Origin of the sequence: Streptomyces monomycini, from assembly GCF_022271435.1 — a bacterium.
Lineage (GTDB): Bacteria > Actinomycetota > Actinomycetes > Streptomycetales > Streptomycetaceae > Streptomyces > Streptomyces monomycini.
In genome coordinates, this window is the sequence record NZ_JAFIQY010000017.1 from 88,509 (window position 1) to 113,339 (window position 24,831).

Genomic DNA, 24,831 nt, shown 5'->3' on the forward strand with positions numbered 1-24,831 from the left:
TATGAACCAGGACTCGAACAGCCAGCACCACGGGCATCTCCCCATCCGTCGGCCCGGTCGCGGCCGGAGACCGGCCCGCGCCCTGCGGACCGCGCTCGTCGCGGGCACCGTGGTCGCGCTGGCGGGCGGGCTGGCCGCTTGCGGCGGAAAGAGCCTGGAGGAGAAGGGCGGCTCCCAGAGCGCCGGCGGGAAGGGGGACATCGTCATCGGTTCGGCGGGTTTCACCGAGTCGAAGGTGCTCGCGGAGATCTATTCCAAGATCATTAGCGATGCGGGATACCACACCACCGTCAAGACGCTCGCCAATCGTGAGCTGTACGAACCGGCGCTGGAGAAGGGCCAGATCGACGTCGTACCGGAATACGCCTCGACCCTCGCCGAATTCCTCAACGCCAAGAAGAACGGGCCGAAGGCGAAGCCCGTCGCCTCCAGCGACATCGACAAGACGGTCGCGGCGTTGAAGACGCTCGCGGAACCGCGCGGGCTGAAGGTGCTGCCGGCCGGCGAGGCGACGGACCAGAACGCGTTCGCGGTGACCGAGGAATTCGCCGCCCGCCACCACCTCAAGACGCTCTCGGACCTCGGCCGGTCCAAGGAGAAGGTCAGGCTGGCGGCGGGTGAGGAGTGCGAGACGCGGCCGTTCTGCAAGCCTGGCCTGGAGAAGGTCTACGGCATAGCCGTGACGGGCATCGATCCGAAGGGCGTCGGCACCCCGCAGGCCAAGCAGGCCGTCAAGGACGGCACGGACCAGATGGTGCTGACCACCACGACCGACGCCACCCTCGACAACTTCGGCCTGGTGCTGCTGAAGGACGACAAGAAGCTGCAGAATGCCGACAATGTGCTGCCCGTGGTGAATGCCAAGAGCGCCGGCGACAAGGAGATCGAGGCGGCTCTCGGCAAGCTCACGGACAAGCTGACGACCGCCGATCTGATCGAGCTGAACCGCAAGGTCGACGCGGAACGGCAGAAGCCCGAGGATGTCGCGCGCGCATATCTGGAGTCGAAGGGACTGGCGAAGAAGTAACCACCGGGAAACGAACCGGCGGGCGGGGCCCCATAGGTCCCGCACGCACGGTAAGTTTCAGGCCATGCCACGAGGACGCCACCGCCATTCGCCATCCCTGCACCGGCTTCTTCCGCCCGTGACGGTCGCCGGTGCGTCACTAGCCTGTGCCTCGGGTGTCTGGTTCGTCGGCGATGACCTGGCCCAGCGGGTGCTCGCCACGGGCGCGGCGGCTGCCGCGGTCACCGGCTCCGTACTGCTGCGCGCGTGGGACCGTACGGCGGGCAAGAGCGTCGCCGAGCTGAAGAACGCCCGGGTGCGGGACGAGTGGAAGACCGACGAACGCATAGCCGAGCTTGAAACGGACCTGGAGGAGTCCCGCGGGATACGCGGCAAGCTGGACACCAAGCTGCGGGCCAAGCGGGCCGAGCTGGCCCGGCTGCGCAGCGAGCACGCCGAGCTGCTGCGCCGCTACGCCACCGCCGAGACCGAGCGTGCCAGCGCCCTGGAGGGCCGCAGGCTGCTCGCGATCGAGACCGGGACACCCGCCGGGGAGCTGACGGCCGAAACCGCGGACGGCCCGGACGGGAGCGTGCCGGGCGCGCTCACCGCGGGGATGTACCACCGGGCGGCGGAAGCGCTGCGGCAGCTGCCGCGCAACGCGGCCCGGCAGGCCGAGAGCGCGCAGACTCAGGACGGTGAGGACGGCCAGGGGAATCCCGGGGCGGCCACGGAGCGTCCGGCCGCGCAAGGCCGGGCCCGTAGGGCCGCCGTACCGAAGCCGGGCGGGCCGGGGTCGGGCGGTCCGAAGCCGGGTGGTCCTAGGTCGGGTGGTCCGAAGCCTGGGGCGACTAAGGCGGGTGCAGCGGACACGGGTGCAGCGGACACGGACGCGGTGCACGCGGACGCGGCGAAGGCTGGCGGTCCGAAGTCGGGAGCGTCGGAGCTGGGCGGTGCGGAGGCGGGGGCGTCGGAGTCTGCCGCGTCCGGAGTCGCTGACGGGGCGGCGGGCGAGGGTGTCGTCCGTACGGCCGGCGGTGCCGGTCCGAGCCGTGACCAGGGCACTGACCGGGGCTCCGGTGAGCTGCCGGACGCCGGTGCTGAGACCGGTGCCGGTGCGGGGACGGATGCGGGTTCGGCATCGGGCCTGCGGCCGGTTCCGGCTGCCGCGGCCGTCGTCGCGCCCGTGCGGGCCGCGCGGCTGCCTGCCTCCCGCTTGCAGGGCGGCTTCGACTTCTTCGGGACGGCGACCGGCACCGGTGCCGTACGGGACGGGGCACCGCAGGGCGGTCCGGGCGCGGGCGCGCCGTCGACCGTGACGCGGCGGCCGAAGCCGGTCCGGCGGCTGGAGGAGGACCTCGCCGACGTGGTGGGCGACGAGGCGGTCGCCGAACAGTCGGCGCTCGGCCGGGCCCGGGACGGTTCCCCGGAGCCGACGGCGGAGAAGCCGACGGGGAAGAAGCCGGTGACGAAGAAGCCGGTGACGAAGGAATCGGCGACGAAGAAGGCGACGGTCGAGGAGCCGGCGGCGGAGGGTGAGGCCGCGGACGCTCCGGCGGACCGTGCGGCGACCGAGGCCGCTGATGCCGGGAACGGCGAGGTCATCGACTTGACCGCGCACGACGAGACCGAGCAGATCGACTTGGCGGAACTGCGCAGCGCGGTCTCCTCCTGACCCGCGAGCGGGTACGGTTCCGCGGATTCTCCGTTCTCCGTTCTCCGTTCTCCGTTTTCCGTGGCGATGCGCCCGGTGGTGGCGGCCCTGCCCAGCGGCAGGCAGGCCACTGCCGGGCGCATCGTCGCGTTCAGGCCGCGCCCGCCGTCCCCTCTGCCCGGTCAGCCCGCGCCCGTTCCGCCCATGCCTGTTCCGCCCGCGTCCGTTCCGCCTTCGGCCGGTGTACGGCCGTCAGTACGGCGGCGATCAGGGTGAACCCGGCGGCCAGCCACGGCAGCCGGGCCGCGCCCACCGTCTCCAGCCCGATGCCTCCCAGGCCGCCGGCCAGCGACACGGCGAGGTAGAGGGCGGCCGCGTTGAGGGAGACGACCACGGACTGCGCCTGCGGGGCGAGCGCGGCGATCCGGTGCTGCTGCGGTGTGGTCACCGAGAACGACACCCATCCGGAGACCGCCACCGCGAACAGCGCGGCGGGCAGCCACTCCCGGCTCAGCGGCACCAGCCCGAAGATCACGGTGAGCGCGAGCGCGGCGCCGAGCACCACCCGCCGCGGGCCGAAGCGGTCGGCCAGGTGGCCGGCGACCAGGTTCCCGGCCGTGCCGGTGATGCCGAAGACCAGGAGCAGGACGGCGGTCGGGCCGCCGCCGTCGGGGCCGAGCACGGGCCCGTAGACGGCGCTGAGGTACTCGAAGGGGATGTAGATGCCGACGAACACCACGACCGTGACGACGAGCATGTACAGGACGCCGCGGTCCGCCAGCGGGGCGAACCGGCCGCGCAGGCCGCGTGGCGTGTCGGTGTGGATGCGGGGCAGCCGGGCGGCGAGCAGCGGTACGACGAGCAGGGGCAGGACGGTGACCAGCCACATCGTGCTGCGCCAGCCGTACGCGCCGCCGATGGCGGTGCCGAGCGGCGCCCCGAGGATCAGCGCGGAGGTCAGCCCGGTGTTCACCAGGGCGAAGGCGCGTCCGCGGGCTGCCTCGCCGGCCAGGGCCGCGGCGGTGGCCGAGGCGTTCGGGGCATAGAGCGCGGCGCCGGCCGCCGCGACGACCCGGGCGGCCAGCGCGGCCGGGTAGCCGGGGGCGAGCGCCGTGGCCGCGTTGCCGAGTGCGAAGACGACCAGCGCGGTGATCAGCACCGTACGGCGGGACCAGCCCGCGGTGAACGCCGCGAGCAGGGGCGAGAGCACCGCGTAGGCGACGGCGAACACGGTGACCAGCTGTCCGGCGGCGCCGAGTCCGACGTGCAGATCGGCGGCGATGCCGGGCAGGACCCCCGCGATCACGAAGGCGTCGGTGCCGACGACGAACGTCCCTGCGGCGAGCACGGCACCGTGGAAACGCCAGCTTTCCGGCCCGGTGCCGGCGGGCGCCGCCGCTCGGGAGTCCGTCGCCGAAGACTCCGCGGGTGGGGGAGGCGGCAGAACCGGCGGGGGAGAGGACGGGGGCGGTGGCTGGCCGGACGCGCTGTGGCGGGGCATACGGTCTCCAGGCTCCGAGAATGGCACCGATCGGTACCGTCTGCTGGTGAGGCGAGACGGTACCGATCGGTTCCGTACGGAGTCAAGGTTGGTTATCGTGGCCGTATGCCGACCAACGCCCGGGAACGACTCGTCAGGGCAGCCGAGGACCTCTTCTACGCCGAGGGCATCCGTGCCGTCGGTGTGGAGCGGCTGCTCGCCGCCTCGGGGGTGGGCCGGGCGTCCTTCTACCGGCACTTCGCGAGCAAGGACGACCTGGTCGTGGCCATGATCGACGGTTACGGCCGGCGCTGGTTCGACTGGCTGCACGCCGCGGTCGCCGAGCGCGGCGGCACGCCGCTCGCCCTCTTCGACGCCCTCGCCGAACGTTTCTCGGCCGACGACTACCGCGGCTGCGCCGCCATCAACACGATGGTCGAGATCGCGGACCCGGCCAGCGCCGCACACCGCGCCGCCGCCGCCCACAAGCGCACGTTGGCCTCGTACGTCGCCGAACTGCTCACCGAGGCCGGGTATGCGCGCGGCACCCGGGAGTTGGCCGAACAGCTCGTCCTGCTGATCGACGGGGCCCAGGTCACCGCCCTGCGGGAACGTTCGGCGGCGCCCGCTCACCGGGCCAGGGCGGTGGCGGCCGCCCTCCTCGCGGCCGCGTGACTCCCCGGGCCGCGTGAACCCCTGGGCCGCGTGAATCCCTGGGATGCGTGAATCCCTGGGATGCGTGGACCCCTCGGGCCGCGTGGCCCCCTCAGACTGTGTGACGCTCCTCGGCTGCGCGGCTCACCGGAAACGGCGGTCGAGGAAGGCGAGAGGGGACTCCTGTTGCGGCGCGAAGGGCGTGCCCGTCTTCCGCGCGCGGTAGTAGATCAGCAGGGACTCGCCCAGGAAGCTGACACCGATGGTGAGCTGGGTGGGCCGTGCGTACGGGTGCATCCCCAGGTGCTCGGCGACGACCCCGTAACCGGCCGAGACCAGCAGTGACGCGATGACGACGAGGAACGTACGGCCGGTGTAGCGCTGCCACAGGGTGCCGTCCTTCTCGAAGAGGCGTACCAGGGCGCCGCGTGCGGCGCCGAGGCCAAGGCCGAGGAAGGCGCCGGGGACCACCCAGGCGATGTCGGTGCCGGTCACGCCGTCGGCCTTGGTGATGAAGAGGACGCCGAGGCCGGTGAGGACGGCCGGGCCCGCGAAGAGGTCGCGGACATTGACCGGTTCGCCCTTCAGCCGCTTGGCGACGACGAGGACGAGGACCACGGCGATGATCGCCGCGAGCAGCCAGCCGTTCACGATTCCCCCTGACGGCGCCCTGGTGGCGGGCGCCCGACGTTGTTCCGGGCAACTTTTTAGCCCACCCGTGCCAAAAACAATTTAGCTCGGTCGTGCCACAATGGCAACATGCCGAAGATCGTCGACCCCGAAGCCCGCCGCCAGGCCGTCGCCGACGCCGTTCTGCGCGTCATCGGGCGGGAGGGGGTGGAAGGCGCCTCGCTGCGCACCGTCGCCGACGAGGCGCGGCTGGCCGTCGGATCCGTGCGGCACTACTTCCGTGACCATGACGAGGTGCTGCTCTTCACGATGCGCGAGCTGAGCGCGCGGATCGACCGGCGCGTACGGGCCCACGTGGACGGCCTGCTCGACCCGGCCGCGCGGCGGGAGGCGCCCGCGCGGGTGGAGGAACTGCTCGGCGAGTTCCTCGCTCTGGACGAGGAGCGGCGTCAGGAGGCGGTGCTCTGGGCGGCGTTCTGCGGCGCGGCCCGGCTCCGGCCGGAGCTGCGGAAGTGCGCGGTGGAGCTGGAGACCGGCCTGCGAGCCCTGCTGGCGCGGGTGCTGCGCGGTGCGCAGGAAACCGGCGGTCTGCCCGCCGGCCTGGACGTGGACCTGGAGTGCCTGCGGCTGTCCGCCCTGCTGGACGGCCTCAACCTGCGCGCGATGCTGGAGCCGGAGTACGTCACTCCGGAAACGCAGCGGGCGGTGCTGCGCAGGCATTTGCAGGGCTTGAAGGCGGGCTGAGGGCACGCGACGGGGCGAGCTGCGAGCGGGCTGCGGGCAGGTGGCAGGCGGGCTGAGGGCATACGGCGGGCAGGCGGCAGGCGGCAGGCGGGCTGAGGGCAGGCTGCGGGCACGCGAGGGGCAGGCCGGGGGCAGGCCAGGGGCCCACGGCGGGCACGCGAAACAGGTCGACGCCACGAGCCCCCGTTCGGCAGCATTCCGTCATGAGACAGCCTCGCCGACACCACTGGCCCCTCTACGGCATCCGCATCCGCACCCCGCGCCTCGAACTGAGCCTGCCCGGCCTCGACCTCCTCGACGACCTGGCCGCGGTCGCCGCCGACGGCGTGCACGACGCGGCGGAGATGCCGTTCACCGTGCCCTGGACGGACGCGGCCCCGGAGGAGCGCGGGCGCGCGACGTTCCAGCACGTACTCTCCACGGTCGCGGCGTGGCAGCCGGAGAGCTGGACGCTGAGCCTCGCGGTGACACGGGAGGGAAAGGCGGTGGGGCGCCAGGACGTGGTCGGCACCGCGTTCGGGGTGACCAGGGAGGCGGAGACCGGGTCCTGGCTCGGACTGCCCCACCAGGGCCAGGGCATCGGTACGGAGATGCGGGCGGCCGTCCTGCACTTCGTCTTCGACCGGCTCGGCGCGGACACCGTGACCTCCGCCGCGATGACGGACAACGCCCGGTCGCTGGCGGTCTCGCGCAAGCTCGGGTACGTACCGGACGGCGTGCAGGTCGCCGCGGTGCGCGGGCAGGCGCGGACGCTGCAACGGCTGCGGCTGGACCGGGCGGGGTGGGAGGCGCACCGTACGGTGCCGGTCGAGGTGGCGGGATGGACGGAGGAGTGCCGGGCGCTTTTCGGGGCGTGAGCGGGCCGGAAGCGGCGCGGACGCCTGGGTCCGCGCCGTGCCCGTACGGGTACGCTGGCGGCCGGCTTGATCAGTGGTTGGTCAACGTGAGGCGCACGCGGGGTGGAGCAGTGGCCGGAGCAGTCATCGCAGGAGCGGCCCGCCCGGTGACGCGCGCGCTCTCGGCGGCCGTGCTCGGCGTCGTGGCGCTCGCCACCGTCGGCTGTTCGGCGAAGTCCGAGGCGCAGCCGGAGGCGAAGCCCGAGCCCAAGCCGTCCCGTACCGCCCCCGCCTGCCCCGAGGACGGTGTCGTCATCAAGGGCTCTCCGGTGGACGCCGCCATGGGCACCCGCGCGATGGGCATCACCCTGACCAACTGCGGCGAGCGCCCGTACCAGGTGAACGGCTACCCGGGCGTCCAGGTACTCGACAAGGACCGCAAGCCGCTGGACGTGAAGATCAGCCACGGCTCGGACGTCGTGGACGACGTCGGCCCCGAGCCGGTGACGCTCAAGCCGGGCGAGCACGTCAGGGCCGTACTGATGTGGCGCAACCGCGTGACGGACGCGACACACCCCGCGGTGAACGGTGCGTTCCTGGCGCTCACACCGGCCGCGGGCGGCAGCCGTCCGCAGCTGGTCCGTGAGCTGGTCGATCTCGGGTCCACCGGCAAGCTGGGCATCACGGCATGGCACCGGGAGGGGCCCAGACCGCGTACGTAGTCCGGGCGGGCGTACACCCCTTGTGCCGCACCGGACTCCCGGCCCGGCTACTTGTCGATGTCGCCGACCACGAAGAACAGCGAGCCGAGGATGGCGACCATGTCGGCGACGAGCGTCCCCGGCAGCAGCTCGGTCAGCGCCTGGATGTTGTTGTACGACGCCGAGCGGAGCTTGAGGCGGTACGGGGTCTTCTCGCCCTTGGAGACCAGGTAGTAGCCGTTGATGCCGAGCGGGTTCTCGGTCCAGGCGTAGGTCGTGCCCTCGGGCGCCTTCAGGACCTTCGGCAGGCGCTGGTTGATCGGGCCGGGCGGCAGCTCGGCGATCCGGTCCAGGCAGGCGTCGGCCAGCTCCAGGGAGTTGTGGGTCTGCTCCAGGAGGCACTCGAAGCGGGCCAGGCAGTCGCCCTCCTCGCGGGTCACCACCCGCAGCGTGTCCTGGAGTTCCGGATACGCGAGGTAGGGCTCGTCGCGGCGCAGGTCGAAGTCGACACCGGAGGCGCGGGCGATCGGCCCGGAGACGCCGTAACCGTGCACCGCCTCGCGGCTCAGTACGCCGATGCCGCGCGTCCGGCCGCGGAAGATCTCGTTGCCGAGGACCAGCCGGTCGAAGACGTCCATCCGGGAGCGGACCTCGGAGACGGCGTGCCGGGCGCGGCCGAGCCAGCCGGCCGGCAGGTCCTCCTTGAGGCCGCCGACGCGGTTGAACATGTAGTGCATCCGCCCGCCGGAGATCTCCTCCATGACGTTCTGCAGTTCTTCGCGCTCGCGGAAGGCGTGGAAGACGGGGGTGATGCCGCCCAGCTCCAGGGGGTAGGAGCCGAGGAACATCAGGTGGTTGAGGACCCGGTTCAGCTCGGCGAGCAGCGTACGGGTCCACACGGCGCGCTCGGGGACCTCCATGCCGAGCATCCGCTCCACGCCGAGGACCACGCCCAGCTCGTTGGAGAAGGCCGACAGCCAGTCGTGGCGGTTGGCGAGCATGATGATCTGGCGGTAGTCGCGTGCCTCGAAGAGCTTCTCGGCGCCGCGGTGCATGTAGCCGATCACGGGTTCGGCGTGCTGGATGCGTTCGCCGTCCAGGACGAGGCGCAGCCGCAGCACGCCGTGCGTGGAGGGGTGCTGCGGGCCGATGTTCAGCACCATGTCGGTGCTCTCCGCCGCGCCGCCGATGCCGACCGTGGTCTCCGTCATGGGAACAGTCTCGCAGTTCGGGCCGGGGGAGTCCGGTGGGGTCGGGCGGGGGCCGGACGGCAGACGGGCGACCGACGGGCAGGGCCGGGCGGCGGACGGGTTCTTGCCGGGCGGCGGACGGTTTCTTCAGGGGGTGAGGAGGCCCGTACAGACGCCGCCCACCGGTTGCAGGAGCCAGCCGAAGGAGCCGAGGCCCGCCGGGTCGGTCAGCTCCGCCGCCGCGCCCGCCGAGCCGAGGGCCCGTACGTAGGCGGCCGGGTCGCTGGACGCGAGGGAGAGCGGCGGGCGGCTGCCGTCGACGCCGAGGGCGTGCAGCGCCTGCCGCTGGGAGACGCGCTCGGCGCCGGGGCCCGCGCAGGCGTCCAGGGCGACGTGGGCGGTGATGTCGCAGGTCCCGTCGGGTACGGGACGCACCTCGCGGCCCTCGCGGAAGCCGGTGAGGGTGCCGAAGGGCGGGCGGGTGTCCCGGGTGTGCGCGTAGTCGGCGGTGGCGGCGAGGCCGGCGCGCAGGGTGCCGACCGCGCGGGACCAGGCCGCGTCGCGCGGGCGGCCGATCTCGGCGCGCAGCCCGGGGGCGGCGGCCGGCCGGGGCCACCACCGGGAGAGCCACTCGGCGTCCGCGCCGGTGACCGGGGTGCCGAGCCGCTCGGTGCCGTCCGGGCGGACCAGTACGTACCGGGGCACGCCGTCCTCGTCGGTCTCGGCGACGTCGACGGGGACGTTGTCGAGCCACTCGTTGGCGAAGAGCAGGCCGGTCAGGGAGCCGGGCGCGGGCAGGTCCGGGAGCCAGGTGACGCGGTCGTCGAGCCCGGCGGGCCGGGGGGCGCGTTCGACGGCGTAGGGGCGCACGCGGGAGCACACCGGCTCCGGGAGCGCCGCCAGTACTCCGGTCAGCAGCTCGCCACGCCCGGCGCCCACATCGATCAGCGCCAGCTCCGCCGGACGGCCCAAGGACGCGTCGACGCGGCACAGCAGGGTGGCGAGGGCTTCGGCGTACCGGGGGGAGACGTGCACGGAGGTACGGAAGTGGCCGGCGGGGCCCGGCCCGTCGCCGCTGGTGTAGAAGCCGCCGGGGCCGTACAGGGCCCGCTCCGTGGCGTCCCGCCAGCCGCACCAGTCGTGTGTCACCGCACCACGGTACGCGGGGGGCGGGTGGGTGTGCGGACGCGGGCGCGGACGACGACGGGGCCCGGTGCCAGGCCTGTCTCCACCTTGCGGAGTACTCCCGTCCTCCAGGATCGCCCGTCCGGTTGACCCGTACACCTATACGGCCTGCCTACGCTGGGTGACGTGCAGCGTCTCTACGACTTCTTCCGCAGGCATCCGACAGGGGTGGACACCTTCTGGGCCGTCCTCCTGTTCGGTTTCAACTGTCTGATGCTGGTCGCGTCGGCGGATGTGCAGAGCGAGCGCCGGACGATCCTCGATGCTCTCGTCGTCGCCGCGATGTGCCTCACCGTCGCCCTGCGGCGCAAGGCGCCCGAGAAGATGCTGCTGCTGTCCGTCCTGGTCGGCCTCTGCCAGCTGGTGTTCGACGTAGAGCCGAATCCGTCCAACTTCGCCATGCTGGTGACCATTTACACGGTGGCCTCGGGTACCAGGCGCTGGGCCTCGCGTACCGCTCTGGGCGGTGCGCTGATCGGCCCGACGCTCTACGCCGTCCGCAACGGCAACGGTGAGGCTCCGCCCGGCAGCCTGTGGCAAGGGCTGTTCCTCATGGGGCTGCTCACCGTCCCCTTCGTGCTGGCGTGGGTGCTCGGCGACTCGGTCCGTACCCGCCGCGCGTACTGGGCCCAGCTGGAGGAGAAGGCCGCCCGGCTGGAGAAGGAGCGCGAGACCCAGTCGCGGATCGCGGTGGCCGCCGAGCGTGCCCGCATCGCCCGCGAGCTGCACGACGTCGTCGCGCACAACGTGTCCGTGATGGTGGTCCAGGCCGACGGCGCCGCCTACGTCCTGGACGCCGCGCCCGAGCAGGCCAAGCAGGCCCTGGAGACGATCTCCGGCACCGGCCGGCAGGCGCTCGCCGAGATGCGGCGGCTGCTCGGCGTGCTGCGCACCGGCGAACAGCCGGAGAGCGGCGAGTACGTACCGCAGCCCGGCGTCGAGCAGCTGGCCGACCTGATCGACCAGGTGCGGGGAGCCGGACTGCCGGTCGACTTCCAGGTGGCGGGCGAACCGCGCCCGCTGCCCAGCAGCGTCGAGCTGACCGCGTACCGCATCGTGCAGGAAGCGCTGACGAACACCCGCAAACACGGCGGCCCGGACGTCGGCGCCACGGTCCGCCTCGCCTACCGGGACGCCGAGCTGGACCTGCTGGTCGAGGACGACGGGCGCGGCGCCCAGCACGAGCTGTACGAGGGCGGCGGGGCGGACGGCCTCGGCCACGGGCTCATCGGCATGCGCGAACGCGTCGGCATGGTCGGCGGCAGCCTGGACGCGGGGCCGCGGCCGGGAGGAGGCTTCCGGATCAGCGCGGTCCTGCCGCTCACATCGGGGCAGTGAGCCGGAGGCGACACCCCCTCCCCACCCGTACGTACCCTGTTGCCGCGCCGGCGCCGGCCGGCCCTCCCGGCGCCGGGACCACCGGCTCCGCCACCCGCACCGCCGTTGAAAGGGACCTCCTGCCATGACTGTCCGAGTAATGCTCGTCGACGACCAGGTGCTCTTGCGCACCGGTTTCCGCATGGTGCTGGCCGCCCAGCCCGACATGGAGGTCGTCGCCGAGGCCGGTGACGGGGTGGAGGCCCTGGAGGTGCTCCGGTCCACCAAGGTCGACGTCATCCTGATGGACGTGCGGATGCCGCACCTGGACGGGGTGGAGACCACCCGCCGGATCTGTGCGGGCGGCCGGCAGGCGGACGCGCCGAAGGTGCTCATCCTGACCACCTTCGACCTGGACGAGTACGCCTTCTCCGCGCTCAAGGCCGGGGCCAGCGGCTTCATGCTGAAGGACGTGCCGCCGAGCGAACTGCTCGCCGCGATCCGCGCGGTGCGCAGCGGTGACGCGGTGGTCGCGCCCTCGACCACCCGCCGGCTGCTGGACCGGTTCACGCCGATGCTGCCGGCGTCCGCCGCCGAACCGGTCCGCCCGGAGATCGGGCGGCTCACCGAGCGCGAGCGGGAGGTGCTGCTGCTGGTGGCCCAGGGGCTCTCGAACGGCGAGATCGCGGCGCAGCTGGTGCTGTCGGAGGCCACGGTCAAGACGCATGTGGGCCGGATCCTCACGAAGTTGGAGCTGCGGGACCGGGTGCAGGCGGTGGTGCTCGCCTACGAGACGGGACTCGTACGGGCCGGGGGCGGCGCGGGCGCGTAACGGCGTACGGGGCCCGTGCACCGGTTGAGAAAGTCACCGTGGCGCGGGCCATGACGGGGCCTCACGGCCATGTGAAGGGGGCTCCGGGGCATCGGCAGCCGGGCCCGGGGGTGGGCGTCCGGGGTGGTCGCCGACGGCCTTCCGGCGCCCGTCCAGCCCTTTCACTGAACCGTCGAAAACCGCTCTGACCTGGGCAAATAACCGACAATGGCGGGGTGGAGAAAACGCCCGACAGCAGGAGCACACCGATGGCAGCCACCCCCGCCCGACCGGCCTCCGACACCGCCCCGCACGTCCCCGCGACGCCGTTGCACGACCTCATGTACGGCCACCTCTACGCCTCCGCCCTGCGCACCGTCGCCCTGTACGGCATCGCGGACCTCCTGGCCGACGGGCCGCTGCCGGCCGAGGAGCTGGCGGCGCGGTCCGGTACCCAGGCCGGTCCGCTGCGCCGTGTCCTGCGGCTGCTCGCGATGCGCGGTCTGTTCCGTGCGGAAGCGGACGGCACCTTCAGCCTGGAGGAGGGCGGTCAGGCCCTGCGGACGGAGGTGCCGGGCTCGCGGCGCGACGCCGTCCTGCTGTTCACCGACGCCATGTACCGCCGCTCCGCCACGGGGCTGGAGGACACCCTGCGCACGGGCGAGCCCGGCTTCGAGGCCGCGTACGGGACGCCGTTCTTCGCGCACCTGGCCGGTACGCCCGACGCCGGCCGGCTCTTCGACACCGCCATTTCCTCGCTCACCGACGGCGTGAACGAGCAGATCGCCGGCAGCTACCCGTTCCCGGACAGCGGGACGGTCGTCGATGTGGCCGGGGGCCGCGGCGGGCTGCTGCGGGCGGTGCTCGACCGGTCGCCGGGCCTGACCGGGGTGCTCTTCGACCGGCCCGGGACGGTCACCAGCCACCTGCTCGACACCGGTGAACCGGCAGGCCGTTGGCGTACGGAGGGCGGGGACCTCTTCACGGCCGTACCGGAGGGCGGGGACCTGTACCTGCTCAAGAACATCCTGCACGACTGGCCCGACGAGGACTGTCTGCGCATCCTCGGCACCGTGCGCCGGGCCATGGCTCCCGGCACCCGGCTGCTGGTGATCGACGCGGTGCTGCCCGCCGACGGCACCCCGCATCCGGCCGTGCCGCTGGACATCGTCATGCTCATGGTGCTGCACGGCCGCGAGCGCACCGCCGCCGAGTTCGAGGAGCTGCTGTCCCGCTCGGGATTCACGGTGCGGCGCGTCCTGCCGACGCCGTCGCTGACCTCGATCGTGGAGGCGGAAGCGGTCTGAGCCGGGGTGCCGATGGCCGGACCGGCCGGTCGTGACCTACGCCGGACCGGAGGGGCGGGGTGGTGAACAGGCGGTGGTGGGCGCCTGGTTGAGGGGCGTGCGGGGTTGACGGGGGTGGGGGAGCGGAGGAGATTGGGCGCGCTCGGTAAGGAAACTTTCCTAACAGAGAGGCCCTCCTGTGCGCAGACGATCCTTCGCCCTGGCCACCGCCGCCGGAACCGCGCTGCTCGCCGCCGCCGCGCTGCCCGCCGCCGCCCAGCCGGCCGCGACCCCCGCCCCCGCGAGCGCCGTGAGCCGCCCGGGCGTCACCGAGGGCTCGGTCAGCGCCGCCGATCTGCTCGCCAAGGTCACCGACTGCTCGCAGATCTCCCACGGCAAGTACCGCACCGACGAGGAGACATCGGCGACCGTCCCGGTCTGCGGCAAGAAGAACGCCGTGTTCTGGAAGGCGGACATGGACATTGACTGCGACGGCCAGGTCACGGCCAAGTGCAACAAGAACACCGACCCCTGGTTCCAGCCGGAGACCCGCTGGAACCAGTCCGACGGCAAGCCGCTCAACGCCGAGAAGCTGCCGTACGTCGTCGCCCCCTCGGTCAGCGGCATCTGGAACTTCGAGTCCGCGGGCATCAAGGGCGGCGGCATCGTCGCCGTCATCTACAAGAACAAGGTCGAGTACGCGGTCGTCGGCGACAGCGGTCCCGAGAAGATCATCGGGGAGGCGTCGTACGCGGCCGCCAAGGGCCTCGGCATCGACCCCGACCCGGCCACCGGCGGCGCCGAGTCCGGCGTCACCTACATCCTGTTCAAGAACTCCAAGGCGTCCCCCATCGAGAGCCACAGCGACGCCGTCTCCCGCGGCGACGCCCTCGCCAAGAAGTTCCTCCAGGAGAACTGAGCGCCCTGGGCATGCCCCCGGCCGACCGTCGGCTCAGCGCAGCACCCCCTCCAGGAAGTCGCTGCCCAGGCGCGCCACCACCCGGACGTCCAGCTGGTGCAGGACGTACCGGCCGCGGCGGCGGGTCTGGAGCAGCCCGGCCTTCTTGAGGACGGCGAGATGCCGGGAGACCTCCGGCGCGGATATGCCGAGCGAGGTGGCCAGTTCACCGGTCGTGTAGGCGGTACGGGCCAGGTGGCGGCACATGCGTATCCGCATCGGGTGGGCGAGCGCTTCGAGCCGGGACTCGACCAGGGCGATCGAGGCGGGGCCGGCCGGCTCCGGCGCCGCCACGGGATAGTGGATCACCGGGCGCCAGCCCCGCGCGTGCAGCACGCTCAGGTGCGGCCAGCCGAACGAGGTGGGGATGAAAGTGATCCCGGCCCCGACGTCCGGATCCACGGCCGTGCCCTGGCCGTGGGACAGCTTGTCGACGACGATGCGCGACCGGGGCGCGTCCAGCGTCACCGCGGACGACACCTCGGCCAGCGCTTCGGCCAGCCCCTTGTGGCGCAGCACCTCCGCCTTGTGCCGTGCGTCGGCGGCGAGGTGGACGCGGACCCGCTGCCAGACGTCCGCGAAGAACGCCCGCTCGCAGTCCTCCAGCAGGCGGCGTATCCAGGCCCGTACGGCGGGCGGGTCGGCGAGCAGCCGCTGCGCGAAGTCGGCCTGCCGGGGGCCGCGCGCCGTGGCCCGCTCCAGCGCCAGCCGCCGCGCCTCGGCGTCCACCAGCGGCGACGGGCCACCGCGGCAGTACCCGCTGGTGCAGTTGATCTCCAGCGCGGCGTTCACGAACAGCTCGTCGTCGAGCCGGTCGAGCAGGTCCAGGTCCTCGGCGAGCGTCGCCCCGGGCTGCCCGGCGGTGCCCGGCAGCGCGGCGAACGGCATCGTCACGTCGGAGAACGTCGGCCCCCAGAGGAAGTCCGCTTCACACAGCCGGTCGGCCAGGTCGGGTTCGAGCGCACTGGCCGTCGCGGTCGTCCAGCCGTGCAGGCCGGGATGGTGGCCGGGCTCGGCGAGCGCGTGCAGGGCGGCCCCCAGCTCGGCGAGCGGCGACGGGCTGAACACCGTCCGCTCGGCGGGCAGCCCCGCCACATCGATCCACACACTCAACTCTGTCTCTCCCCGTTCCCACTCCGCGTACGGCACCGGCGCCGCACATGCCCTTCGGTCGGCGCGGCGGCCCGGCCGACGCTTGGTCGCGTGGCGGTCAGGCACGGGGCGGGCCGACCGGCCCGGACCGACCCGGGCCGGACCGACCGACCCGGACCGACCGACCCGGATCGACCGACCCGGATCGACCGACCCGGTCCGAACCCGCCCCGACCCGGACCGACCCAGACCGGACCGACCCGCCCGGGACCGGTCCGGACCGGACCGACCCGCCCGGGGCCGAACCGGACCGGACCGACCCGCCCGGGACCGAACCCGCCCCGGACCTCGCCTGCTCCGGAACGCCCGATGCGCTTCCCGGGGCCCTCGCTTCCCGGGGCCCTCGCTTCCCGGGGCCCTCGCTTCCCGGGGCCCCCTCCCCCCCCACCCACCCCCGGCTCTGGTCATCATCATGCGTGAGCCCGTGACGTGCGCCGCCGTCGATTGACGGCTCTCGTCAATCGACGAGCCGCCGGTCGCCGGACGGCCCCACTGTGGTGTCCATGAACGCATCCCAGCAGCACATGCTCGACGCCTACCGCGCGGCCCAGCACGGTGAGAGCGCGCCCGTCCTCCCCGGCGCCGGGGACGTCCAGGCCGTACGCGAGATCCGCCGGTGGCTGCGCTTCCAGGCCGTGGTCACCGCACCCGCCGACCGCCCCCTGGCCCGCCTCCGCCGCGCCGTACACCGGGTCCTCACCCGGCGGCCGGCACGCCCCGTACACCTCCGTCGGACCGCCCGTCCCGCCCAGGCCGAGCCGCTGCCGCACCCCCCTCTCGGTCTGTCCTCCGCTTCCGTCTCCACCCCCACCATGACGGGTCACGCCCGCCTCTGCGACCCCTGTGGATAACCTCCGCGAACACCTCCGTCACCCCTGTGGAAAACAGCCCGGGGAACGGCGGGCGAAGCAGCAGGGGGCGCGCCCGGAACCGCAGCCGGGAACGCGCCCGGCGACGCGGTACGAGACGCCCGTCTCAGCCTGCGCACGGCTCTGAAGAGCGCCGTAAACACTCGCGTAGCATGGCGAACGAATCGTCCGGTACCCCCCGCGGACTGGAACGGAAGGCCGTCGCCGCGTGAACACAACCCCACCCACCGAGGCCCAGGACCGCCCCGCCCGACTGACCGTCGGAGTCGTCGGCGCAGGTCGCGTCGGGCCCGCCCTCGCCGCATCGCTCCAGCTCGCCGGACACCGGCCGGTCGCCGTGTCCGGCGTCTCCGACGCCTCCGTACGGCGTGCGGCGGCGCTCCTGCCCGACGTGCCGGTCGTCTCCCCGGCCGAGGTGCTGCAACGCGCCGAACTGGTGCTGCTCACGGTGCCCGACGACGCCCTGCCCGGGCTCGTCGCGGGCCTCGCCGAGACCGGTGCCGTACGGCCGGGCCAGCTGCTCGTCCACACGTCGGGGCGGTTCGGTACGGCCGTCCTCGACCCGGCCACCCGCGCCGGCGCCCTGCCGCTCGCCCTGCACCCCGCCATGACCTTCACCGGTACGCGCGTCGACGTGCAGCGGCTGGCCGGCTGCTCCTTCGGGGTCACGGCGCCCGAACCGCTGCGGATGGCCGCCGAGGCGCTGGTCATCGAGATGGGCGGGGAGCCGGAGTGGATCGAGGAGGGGGCCCGCCCGCTCTACCACGCGGCGCTCGCCATCGGTGCGAACCACCTGGTCACCCTGGTGGCGCAGGCCATGGAGCTGCTGCGGGAGGCCGGTGTCGGCGCGCCCGACCGGATGCTCGGCCCGCTGCTGGGCGCGGCCCTGGACAACGCGCTGCGCTCCGGTGACGCCGCCCTGACCGGTCCGGTCGCCCGCGGCGACGCGGGCACCGTCGCCGCGCACGTCTCGGAGCTGCGCAAACATGCGCCGCAGAGCGTCGCGGGGTACCTCGCCATGGCCCGTACGACGGCCGACCGCGCCCTGGCGCACGGCCTGCTGAAGCCGGAGCTGGCCGAGGACCTGCTGGACGTCCTGGCGAACGTCGGCGACGGCACCGGCACCAGCGGCATCAGCACCGGAGGCACGCCGCCGTCGCCCGGAGACCACCGCGAAAGCCCGTCCGGCGACCACCGCGAAGGCTCAGACGGCCCTCGCGAAGGCTCGTCAGACGACCGTCGCGAAGACCCGTCCGACGGCCCCCGCGAAGACCCGCCCGGCGACCACCCCGAAGAAGGCGACCGATGAACGCCCCGCGCACGCGCCTGGTGCACACCGCGGCCGAGCTGCGTGCCCTGCCGGACTTTTCCGGGCAGCGGGCCGTCGTCATGACCATGGGGGCCCTGCACGAGGGGCACGCGACGCTGGTCCGCGCCGCCCGCGACCGGGTCGGCCCGGCGGGGCAGGTCGTCGTCACGGTCTTCGTCAATCCGCTCCAGTTCGGCGCGGGTGAGGACCTCGACCGCTACCCGCGCACCCTGGAGGCGGACCTCGCGCTCGCCGGCGCGGCCGGCGCGGACGCCGTCTTCGCGCCCGCCGCCGGTGAGGTCTATCCGGGCGGCGCGCCGCAGGTGCGCATAACCGCCGGTCCCATGGGCGACCTCCTGGAGGGGGCCAGCCGACCGGGCCACTTCGACGGCGTGCTGACCGTCGTCGGCAAGCTGCTGCACCTCACCCGTCCCGACGTGGCCCTCTTCGGCCAGAAGGACGCGCAGCAACTGGCCGTGATAGAGCGCATGGTGGCCGACCTGAACTTCGACGTACGGATCGTCGGCGTCCCCACCGTCCGTGAGGACGACGGGCTGGCCCTGTCCAGCCGTAACCGCTATCTCTCCGCGGCGGACCGCCGGACCGCCCTGGCGCTGTCCCGGGCCCTGTTCGCGGCCCGTGACCGGCTCGCCGCCGAGGAGGCCCTGCGGGACCGTGCCTCGTACGCGACGCACGCGGCCCACCGGGCGCAGGGCCGTTCCGCGGCGCTCGCCGCCCTGGGGGAGGACCGCGCGGCGGCCGACGCGCACGCCCTCGCGCACGCCGCCGCGACCCCGTTGCGCGGCCCTTCGGTGGCGCGGGCGGCGGCCCGTGTCGTCCTGGAGGACGCGGCCCGCCTGGACCCGCCGCTGGCGCTCGACTACGTGGCGCTCGTCGACCCGTCCGACTTCACGGAGGTCACGGACGCGTATGAGGGGGAGGCCGTTCTCGCGGTCGCTGCCAAGGTCGGCACCACCCGCCTCATCGACAACATCCGCCTCACGTTCGGAGCGCCCCGATGAACGGCACCGGCCCCACGGCCACCACCTCCAGCCCCTCCGACCCCGCAGGCACCACCTCCAGCCCCACCGGCCCCGCAGGCCCCGCATCCGGTCCCGCAGGCCCCGCACCCAGCCCCACCGGCCCCACCCCCACCCTCCGCCTCCAGGCCCCCGCCCCCGGCTGGTCCATCGAGGCCGACGTCGTCGTGGTCGGCTCCGGGGTCGCCGGCCTGACCGCCGCGCTGCGCTGCGCCGCCGCCGGCCGCCGTACCGTCGTGGTCACCAAGGCCCGCCTGGACGACGGTTCCACCCGCTGGGCCCAGGGCGGCATCGCGGCCGCGCTCGGCGAGGGCGACACCCCGGAAGAGCACCTGGCGGACACCCTCGTCGCGGGCGCCGGACTGTGCGACGAGGCCGCCGTACGGACCCTGGTCACCGAGGGGCCGGACGCCGTCCGCCGCCTCGTCGCCACCGGGGCGCGCTTCGACACCGAGCCCGGCAGTGACGAGATAGCCCTCGCCCGCGAGGGCGGCCACCACCGCCGCCGGATAGCGCACGCGGGCGGCGACGCGACCGGCGCCGAGATCTCCCGCGCCCTGGTGGACGCCGTCCGTACGCAGGGTCTGCGCACCATCGAGAACGCCCTCGTCCTCGACCTGCTCACGGACGCCGACGGCCGCACGGCCGGTGTCACCCTGCACGTGATGGGCGAGGGCCAGCACGACGGCGTGGGCGCCGTGCACGCCCCCGCGGTGGTCCTGGCCACCGGCGGCATGGGCCAGGTCTTCGCCGCGACCACCAACCCCGCGGTCTCCACCGGCGACGGTGTCGCCCTCGCGCTGCGCGCCGGCGCCGAGGTCTCCGACCTCGAATTCGTCCAGTTCCACCCGACGGTGCTCTACCTCGGTCCGGACGCGGAGGGCCAGCAGCCGCTGATCTCGGAGGCGGTACGCGGCGAGGGCGCCCACCTGGTGGACGCCGACGGCATCCGCTTCATGCTCGGACAGCACGAACTCGCCGAACTGGCCCCGCGCGACATCGTCGCCAAGGCCATCATGCGCCGCGCCCGGGAACAGGGCACCGACCACATGTACCTGGACGCCCGGCACTTCGGCGCCGCCATGTGGGAGCAGCGCTTCCCGACCATCCTCGCCGCCTGCCGCGCCCACGGCATCGACCCGGTCACCGAGCCGATCCCGATCGCGCCCGCCGCGCACTACGCCTCCGGGGGTGTACGGACCGACCTGCACGGCCGGACGACCGTGCCCGGCCTGTACGCGTGCGGCGAGGTCGCGTGCACCGGCGTGCACGGCGCGAACCGGCTGGCCTCCAACTCCCTCCTGGAGGGCCTGGTCTTCGCCGAGCGCATCGCGGACGACATCACGGCCACGCCCGTCCGGCGGCCCGGCCCCGTCGTCGAGCCCGCCGCCGCCCCCGTACCGCTGCTCGCCCCCGAGGCGCGGCCCGTGATCCAGCGGACCATGACCGCCGGGGCAGGAGTGCTGCGCTCCGCCGCGAGCCTCGTCGAAGCCTTCTCCGCGCTGGTCCACATGCAGCGCGCCGCCGCCGACCCGGTCCCGGCCGACGGGCCCAAGCCCGCCGAGCCCGGCGTCGAGGCGTGGGAGGCCACCAACCTCCTGATGGTCGCCCGGGTCCTGGTCAGCAGCGCCCGCAAGCGGGAGGAGACCCGCGGCTGCCACTGGCGCGAGGACCACGCCGACCGGGACGACACCGCCTGGCAGCGGCACTTCCTGGTCACCCATCGCCCGCCGCACACCCTCCACTTCCGTACGACCGACACCGCCGCCTTCCCCGCGACGACCGCCGCACCCGCGCCCGAAACGGAGCCGAACCAGTGAGCACCCCCGACGACCTCTCCCTGCACCAGATCGGCCGTCCGGACCAGGACGCGGACCAGGCCCAGGCCCCGGCCCCGCAAGGCGGCTGCGGCGACTCCTGCGGCTGCGGCGCCGGTGACGGCACGTACGAACTCGACCCGCTCGCCTGCGGGCTGGACCCCGGCCTCGCGGCCCTCCTGGCCGAGGCCGGACTGGACCCCGTACAGGTCGAGGACATCGCCCACATGGCCGTCGAGGAGGACCTCGACCAGGGGGTGGACGTCACCACCGTCGCGACCGTCCCCGAAGACGCGGTCGCCACCGGCGACTTCACGGCCCGTCAGGCGGGGACCGTGGCCGGGCTGCGGGTCGCCGAGGCGGTGCTGTCCATCGTGTGCACCGCGGAGTTCGAGGTCGAGCGGCACGTCGAGGACGGCGACCGCGTCGAGGCCGGCCAGAAGCTGCTCAGCGTCACCACCCGCACCCGCGACCTGCTGACCGGCGAGCGCAGCGCCCTGAACCTGCTCTGCCGCCTGTCCGGCATCGCCACCGCCACCCGCGCCTGGGCCGACGCCCTGGAGGGCACCGGCGCCAAGGTCCGCGACACCCGTAAGACGACGCCCGGCCTGCGGGCGCTGGAGAAGTTCGCGGTGCGCTGCGGCGGCGGCGTCAACCACCGGATGTCGCTGTCGGACGCGGCCCTGATCAAGGACAACCACGTCGTCGCGGCGGGCGGCGTGGCCGAGGCGTTCAAGGCCGTACGGAACGGGTTCCCGGGCGTGCCGATCGAGGTGGAGGTCGACCGGCTGGACCAGATCCCGCCGATCCTCGCCGAGGGCGCCGACCTGATCCTGCTGGACAACTTCACCCCCGACCAGACCCGCGAGGCGGTGGCGCTGGTGGCCGGGAAGGCGATCCTGGAGTCCTCCGGACGGCTCACCCTCGACAACGCCCGCGCCTACGCCGAGACCGGGGTGGACTTCCTGGCCGTGGGCGCGCTCACCCACTCCTCCCCGATCCTCGACATCGGTCTCGACCTGCGCGAGGAGCGCTGACGCAGATGCTGCTCACCATCGACGTAGGCAACACCCACACCGTCCTCGGCCTGTTCGACGGCGAGGAGATCGTCGAACACTGGCGGATCTCCACCGACGCCCGCCGCACCGCCGACGAACTCGCGGTCCTCCTCCAGGGCCTGATGGGCATGCACCCGCTGCTGGGCGAGGAACTGGGCGACGGCATCGAGGGCATCGCCATCTGCTCCACCGTCCCCTCGGTCCTGCACGAGCTGCGCGAGGTCACCCGGCGCTACTACGGGGACGTTCCGGCCATCCTGGTCGAGCCCGGCGTCAAGACCGGCGTGCCGATCCTGATGGACAACCCCAAGGAGGTCGGCGCCGACCGGATCATCAACGCGCTGGCGGCCGTGGAGCTGTACGGCGGGCCGGCCGTGGTGGTCGACTTCGGCACGGCCACCACGTTCGACGCGGTCAGCGCGCGCGGCGAGTACGTCGGCGGGGTGATCGCGCCCGGCATCGAGATCTCGGTGGAGGCGCTCGGCGTGAAGGGCGCGCAGCTCCGCAAGATCGAACTGGCCCGGCCGCGCAGCGTGATCGGCAAGAACACCGTCGAGGCCATGCAGTCCGGCATCCTGTACGGCTTCGCCGGCCAGGTCGACGGGGTCGTCCAGCGCATGGCGCGGGAGCTGGCGGACGACCCGGACGACGTGACGGTGATCGCCACCGGCGGGCTGGCGCCGATGGTGCTCGGCGAGTCCTCGGTCATCGACGAGCACGAGCCGTGGCTCACGCTGATCGGCCTGCGGCTGGTGTACGAGCGCAATGTGACGCGGGGCTGAGGGCGCCCGGCCCGCCCGGCCCGGCCGGTCTCCGCGACGAATTGCCCACTTAGGCCCTATACATACTCACTTCTAACTGAAGAGGCTTTTACTGCTTCCTGCGCGTTCCGCGACACTTGCGCCGTTCTAATGCCGTTAAGCGGATTTTGTCCGGCGGCGGCGTAAGGTCGGCCCATGCCTATGCCATACGGATCCCGCGGCGGTATGGCCTTCAGCGCCGACGAGTTGCGCGTGCTGCGGCGCGCGCTCGCCGCCGCACTCCAGCCGACGCGCCACACGACCGGTGCCCCGACGGGCTACGACACCGACGGCGCCCAGGAGGTCCAGGAGTATCTGCGGCTCGCCGAGGCGGTGGACGAGGCGGCGCGCGAGGGCGGGCGGCTGCGCGCCTTTCTCCTCGCCGACCTCGCCCGCTACCGGGACGCCCTCCCCGGCTCCGCACACGGCTACCTGGGGCAGCTCCAGGAGGCCCTGGCGGCCGGTTACGACCCCGTCCCCGCCGACCTCGCCGCCCTGCGCCTGCTGTGCGCGCGGCAGCGGGGACCTGAGGAACACGCGCGCCGTACCGCCCTGCTGCGCCACTGCGAGCGCCTCGCCGAGCGCTCCGTACGGGCCAGGCTGCGCGCTCTCCCCGGTGGCAGGGTGGCGGACGAGCCCGCGCCCGTCCCCGCGCCGGACCCGCGCCCGAAGGCGCCGCGCCCCGGCCGCCCCGTGCCCACGCCGGGCGAGGTCTTCCCGCCGCGCCGCAAGCCCGTGCGGCCCCCCGCGGCCCGGTCCGCGTGAGCGCTGCGTACTCTGGAATCCTCACTCCCGAAGGAGGCCCCTGGTCATGGATTACGTCGCAGCGCTGGTACCGCCCGTGGTGATGGCCGTGGCGTTCGTCGCGCTCATCGTGACGATCGTGAAGAGCCAGGGTGGCGAGAACAAGTCCAAGGAGGACGCGGCGGTCGACGCCGCGCTGGCCCGCGCCGAGGGCGCCCGCCAGGAGCCCAAGGCACACGGCGCCTGACCCGCGCCGGCCGGGCCCGTCCCGGCCGCCCGCGCCCGGCCCCCGGGTGCCGACGGTGTCCGTCCATCCGTTCGTCCATCCGTTCGGTCACCTGGTCGGCCTTGCGAACAGCACACCTCTGTACGGCCCGAGATTGCGCATCTCGGGCCGTACTGCCTTTTTCCGGGGTAAATCAACCGAGTAAGAACCGGCATTTGCGACATCTCCCACTATTGTGCTGCTGTGCCACGACGCTTGGGTGATCTGGAAGACGCGGTCATGACGCGGGTGTGGGAGTGGAACCGCCCGGTCACCGTTCGGGAAGTCCTGGAAGATCTGCAGAAGGAACGGTCGATCGCCTACACAACGGTGATGACCGTATTGGACAACCTCCATCAGAAGGGCTGGGTGCGCCGTGAAGCCGAAGGGCGCGCCTATCGATATGAGGCGGTGTCCACTCGTGCCGCCTACTCGGCCGCACTGATGAACGAAGCGTGGTCCGCGAGTGACAACCCCGCGGCGGCCCTGGTGGCCTTCTTCGGGATGATGTCGCCGGAACAGCGCCATGCCCTCAGGGATGCCGTGCGTATGGTGCAGGGCGACGAACCGGCGGAACCCGCACCGGCCCCGACGCGGACCGGCCGCGCCGAACGCGAACCGCCCGTACCGGCGGAACGGCCGGACCACGGGGAACGCGCCGGTGAACCGGCCGCGGAACGCGCGCGGGAACCTTCCGTACCCCCGGAACAGGCCGGAGAGGGGGAAGCGGATGCGGGAGAAGTACCCGCCCCGGGATCCGGTGACCCGGGGCGATAGCGTCGCGCCATGCCGCCCCTGACTAATGGACTCACCGTCCGCCGTGCCCGGACCAGCGATGTACCGGCCGTACGCCGGCTCATCGACGCCTACTCCCCGGACGGCATCCTCCTCGACAAAGCCACCGTGACGCTTTACGAGTCCATCCAGGAGTTCTGGGTCGCCGAGCGGGACGAGGACGCCGAGGTCGTCGGCTGCGGAGCGCTGCACGTCATGTGGGAAGACCTGGCCGAAGTGCGCACTTTGGCGGTGGACCCGCGGCACAAGGGCGCCGGAGTCGGCCACCAAGTCCTCGACAAGCTGCTGCGCACCGCGGGCTGGCTCGGAGTGCGGCGCATTTTCTGCCTCACCTTCGAAGTGGACTTCTTCGCCAAGCACGGGTTCGTGGAGATCGGTGAGACGCCCGTCGACGGCGATGTCTACAGCGAGCTGCTGCGTTCCTATGACGAGGGCGTTGCCGAGTTCCTCGGTCTCGAACGAGTGAAGCCCAACACCCTGGGCAACAGCCGGATGCTTCTGCACCTGTGATCAGCGTTCTATGTCCGAAT

At 73.1% G+C, this 24,831-nt stretch carries 25 protein-coding genes; 20 read left to right on the plus strand and 5 right to left on the minus strand.

What is annotated here, in order from left to right:
- Nucleotide 1: 1 nt before the first annotated feature.
- Together JXZ78_RS20505 and JXZ78_RS20510 are read left to right on the plus strand one after the other, a co-directional pair.
- Nucleotides 2–1,027, plus strand: a complete 1,026-nt coding sequence (locus tag JXZ78_RS20505) for an ABC transporter substrate-binding protein (RefSeq protein WP_050502297.1) — start codon at nucleotides 2–4, stop codon at nucleotides 1,025–1,027.
- Nucleotides 1,028–1,091: 64 nt separating this feature from the next.
- Nucleotides 1,092–2,681: a hypothetical protein gene (locus JXZ78_RS20510; RefSeq protein WP_425274950.1), complete on the plus strand. Its 1,590-nt coding sequence runs from the start codon at nucleotides 1,092–1,094 to the stop codon at nucleotides 2,679–2,681.
- Between the two features lie 130 nt (nucleotides 2,682–2,811).
- Here JXZ78_RS20510 and JXZ78_RS20515 read toward each other — a convergent pair whose 3' ends face one another.
- Nucleotides 2,812–4,008, minus strand: coding sequence for an MFS transporter (locus tag JXZ78_RS20515; RefSeq protein WP_106968731.1), 1,197 nt, complete (start codon nucleotides 4,006–4,008; stop codon nucleotides 2,812–2,814).
- A gap of 258 nt (nucleotides 4,009–4,266) precedes the next feature.
- Here JXZ78_RS20515 and JXZ78_RS20520 point away from each other — a divergent pair, with 258 nt between their 5' ends.
- On the plus strand, nucleotides 4,267–4,815 hold the full coding sequence (locus JXZ78_RS20520) for a TetR/AcrR family transcriptional regulator (RefSeq protein WP_030019206.1): 549 nt from the start codon (nucleotides 4,267–4,269) through the stop codon (nucleotides 4,813–4,815).
- A 123-nt stretch (nucleotides 4,816–4,938) separates the two neighbouring features.
- On the opposite strand, the gene JXZ78_RS20525 is transcribed toward JXZ78_RS20520, so the two are convergent.
- The gene (locus JXZ78_RS20525) at nucleotides 4,939–5,445 is read right to left on the minus strand and encodes a hypothetical protein (RefSeq protein WP_030019205.1); all 507 of its coding nucleotides are present in this window, start codon (nucleotides 5,443–5,445) and stop codon (nucleotides 4,939–4,941) included.
- Between the two features lie 108 nt (nucleotides 5,446–5,553).
- Here JXZ78_RS20525 and JXZ78_RS20530 point away from each other — a divergent pair, with 108 nt between their 5' ends.
- From JXZ78_RS20530 to JXZ78_RS20540, 3 genes are all read left to right on the plus strand, one after another.
- Nucleotides 5,554–6,168, plus strand: coding sequence for a TetR/AcrR family transcriptional regulator (locus JXZ78_RS20530; RefSeq protein WP_030019204.1), 615 nt, complete (start codon nucleotides 5,554–5,556; stop codon nucleotides 6,166–6,168).
- Nucleotides 6,169–6,371: 203 nt separating this feature from the next.
- Nucleotides 6,372–7,025: a GNAT family N-acetyltransferase gene (locus tag JXZ78_RS20535; protein ID WP_030019203.1), complete on the plus strand. Its 654-nt coding sequence runs from the start codon at nucleotides 6,372–6,374 to the stop codon at nucleotides 7,023–7,025.
- A gap of 146 nt (nucleotides 7,026–7,171) precedes the next feature.
- On the plus strand, nucleotides 7,172–7,726 hold the full coding sequence (locus JXZ78_RS20540) for a DUF4232 domain-containing protein (RefSeq protein WP_050502296.1): 555 nt from the start codon (nucleotides 7,172–7,174) through the stop codon (nucleotides 7,724–7,726).
- A gap of 47 nt (nucleotides 7,727–7,773) precedes the next feature.
- Here JXZ78_RS20540 and JXZ78_RS20545 read toward each other — a convergent pair whose 3' ends face one another.
- Together JXZ78_RS20545 and JXZ78_RS20550 are read right to left on the minus strand one after the other, a co-directional pair.
- The gene (locus JXZ78_RS20545; protein WP_030019201.1) at nucleotides 7,774–8,916 is read right to left on the minus strand and encodes an NADH-quinone oxidoreductase subunit D; all 1,143 of its coding nucleotides are present in this window, start codon (nucleotides 8,914–8,916) and stop codon (nucleotides 7,774–7,776) included.
- Nucleotides 8,917–9,042: 126 nt separating this feature from the next.
- On the minus strand, nucleotides 9,043–10,044 hold the full coding sequence (locus JXZ78_RS20550; RefSeq protein ID WP_030019200.1) for an SAM-dependent methyltransferase: 1,002 nt from the start codon (nucleotides 10,042–10,044) through the stop codon (nucleotides 9,043–9,045).
- Between the two features lie 162 nt (nucleotides 10,045–10,206).
- On the opposite strand from JXZ78_RS20550, the gene JXZ78_RS20555 reads away from it, so the two are divergent.
- The 4 genes from JXZ78_RS20555 (at nucleotide 10,207) to JXZ78_RS20570 (ending at nucleotide 14,413) form a co-directional block, all read left to right on the plus strand.
- Nucleotides 10,207–11,418, plus strand: coding sequence for a sensor histidine kinase (locus JXZ78_RS20555; RefSeq protein WP_030019199.1), 1,212 nt, complete (start codon nucleotides 10,207–10,209; stop codon nucleotides 11,416–11,418).
- Between the two features lie 124 nt (nucleotides 11,419–11,542).
- On the plus strand, nucleotides 11,543–12,229 hold the full coding sequence (locus tag JXZ78_RS20560) for a response regulator (protein WP_030019198.1): 687 nt from the start codon (nucleotides 11,543–11,545) through the stop codon (nucleotides 12,227–12,229).
- A gap of 248 nt (nucleotides 12,230–12,477) precedes the next feature.
- Entirely contained in the window at nucleotides 12,478–13,515 is a 1,038-nt protein-coding gene (locus JXZ78_RS20565; RefSeq protein WP_030019197.1) for a methyltransferase, read from the plus strand.
- Nucleotides 13,516–13,693: 178 nt separating this feature from the next.
- On the plus strand, nucleotides 13,694–14,413 hold the full coding sequence (locus JXZ78_RS20570; RefSeq protein ID WP_030019196.1) for a glycoside hydrolase family 75 protein: 720 nt from the start codon (nucleotides 13,694–13,696) through the stop codon (nucleotides 14,411–14,413).
- A gap of 33 nt (nucleotides 14,414–14,446) precedes the next feature.
- On the opposite strand, the gene JXZ78_RS20575 is transcribed toward JXZ78_RS20570, so the two are convergent.
- Nucleotides 14,447–15,559: a DUF5937 family protein gene (locus JXZ78_RS20575; RefSeq protein ID WP_030019195.1), complete on the minus strand. Its 1,113-nt coding sequence runs from the start codon at nucleotides 15,557–15,559 to the stop codon at nucleotides 14,447–14,449.
- A gap of 548 nt (nucleotides 15,560–16,107) precedes the next feature.
- Between JXZ78_RS20575 and JXZ78_RS20580 the strand changes: the two genes are divergently transcribed.
- From JXZ78_RS20580 to JXZ78_RS20625, 10 genes are all read left to right on the plus strand, one after another.
- Nucleotides 16,108–16,455 (plus strand): hypothetical protein, encoded by a 348-nt coding sequence (locus JXZ78_RS20580; protein ID WP_030019194.1) that lies wholly within the window; start codon nucleotides 16,108–16,110, stop codon nucleotides 16,453–16,455.
- 226 nt (nucleotides 16,456–16,681) lie between these two features.
- Nucleotides 16,682–17,782, plus strand: a complete 1,101-nt coding sequence (locus JXZ78_RS20585) for a Rossmann-like and DUF2520 domain-containing protein (protein WP_030019193.1) — start codon at nucleotides 16,682–16,684, stop codon at nucleotides 17,780–17,782.
- The gene (gene panC / locus JXZ78_RS20590) at nucleotides 17,779–18,804 is read left to right on the plus strand and encodes a pantoate--beta-alanine ligase (RefSeq protein WP_030019192.1); all 1,026 of its coding nucleotides are present in this window, start codon (nucleotides 17,779–17,781) and stop codon (nucleotides 18,802–18,804) included. The genes JXZ78_RS20585 and panC overlap by 4 nt, the downstream gene beginning before the upstream one ends.
- Entirely contained in the window at nucleotides 18,801–20,642 is a 1,842-nt protein-coding gene (locus JXZ78_RS20595) for an L-aspartate oxidase (protein WP_238783253.1), read from the plus strand. The genes panC and JXZ78_RS20595 overlap by 4 nt, the downstream gene beginning before the upstream one ends.
- Nucleotides 20,639–21,676, plus strand: a complete 1,038-nt coding sequence (gene nadC, locus JXZ78_RS20600) for a carboxylating nicotinate-nucleotide diphosphorylase (RefSeq protein WP_030025336.1) — start codon at nucleotides 20,639–20,641, stop codon at nucleotides 21,674–21,676. Before JXZ78_RS20595 ends, nadC begins: the two co-directional genes overlap by 4 nt.
- A gap of 5 nt (nucleotides 21,677–21,681) precedes the next feature.
- Nucleotides 21,682–22,479: a type III pantothenate kinase gene (locus tag JXZ78_RS20605; RefSeq protein WP_030025335.1), complete on the plus strand. Its 798-nt coding sequence runs from the start codon at nucleotides 21,682–21,684 to the stop codon at nucleotides 22,477–22,479.
- A gap of 174 nt (nucleotides 22,480–22,653) precedes the next feature.
- The gene (locus tag JXZ78_RS20610; RefSeq protein ID WP_238783254.1) at nucleotides 22,654–23,262 is read left to right on the plus strand and encodes a hypothetical protein; all 609 of its coding nucleotides are present in this window, start codon (nucleotides 22,654–22,656) and stop codon (nucleotides 23,260–23,262) included.
- Between the two features lie 46 nt (nucleotides 23,263–23,308).
- Nucleotides 23,309–23,488, plus strand: a complete 180-nt coding sequence (locus JXZ78_RS20615) for a hypothetical protein (protein WP_003982975.1) — start codon at nucleotides 23,309–23,311, stop codon at nucleotides 23,486–23,488.
- A gap of 258 nt (nucleotides 23,489–23,746) precedes the next feature.
- Complete coding sequence (locus JXZ78_RS20620) at nucleotides 23,747–24,283, plus strand: BlaI/MecI/CopY family transcriptional regulator (protein WP_030025333.1); 537 nt, start codon at nucleotides 23,747–23,749, stop codon at nucleotides 24,281–24,283.
- A 9-nt stretch (nucleotides 24,284–24,292) separates the two neighbouring features.
- Nucleotides 24,293–24,811 carry an amino-acid N-acetyltransferase gene (locus JXZ78_RS20625; protein ID WP_030025332.1) on the plus strand — a complete coding sequence of 173 codons (519 nt, stop codon included), beginning with the start codon at nucleotides 24,293–24,295 and terminating at the stop codon, nucleotides 24,809–24,811.
- Nucleotides 24,812–24,831: the final 20 nt, after the last annotated feature.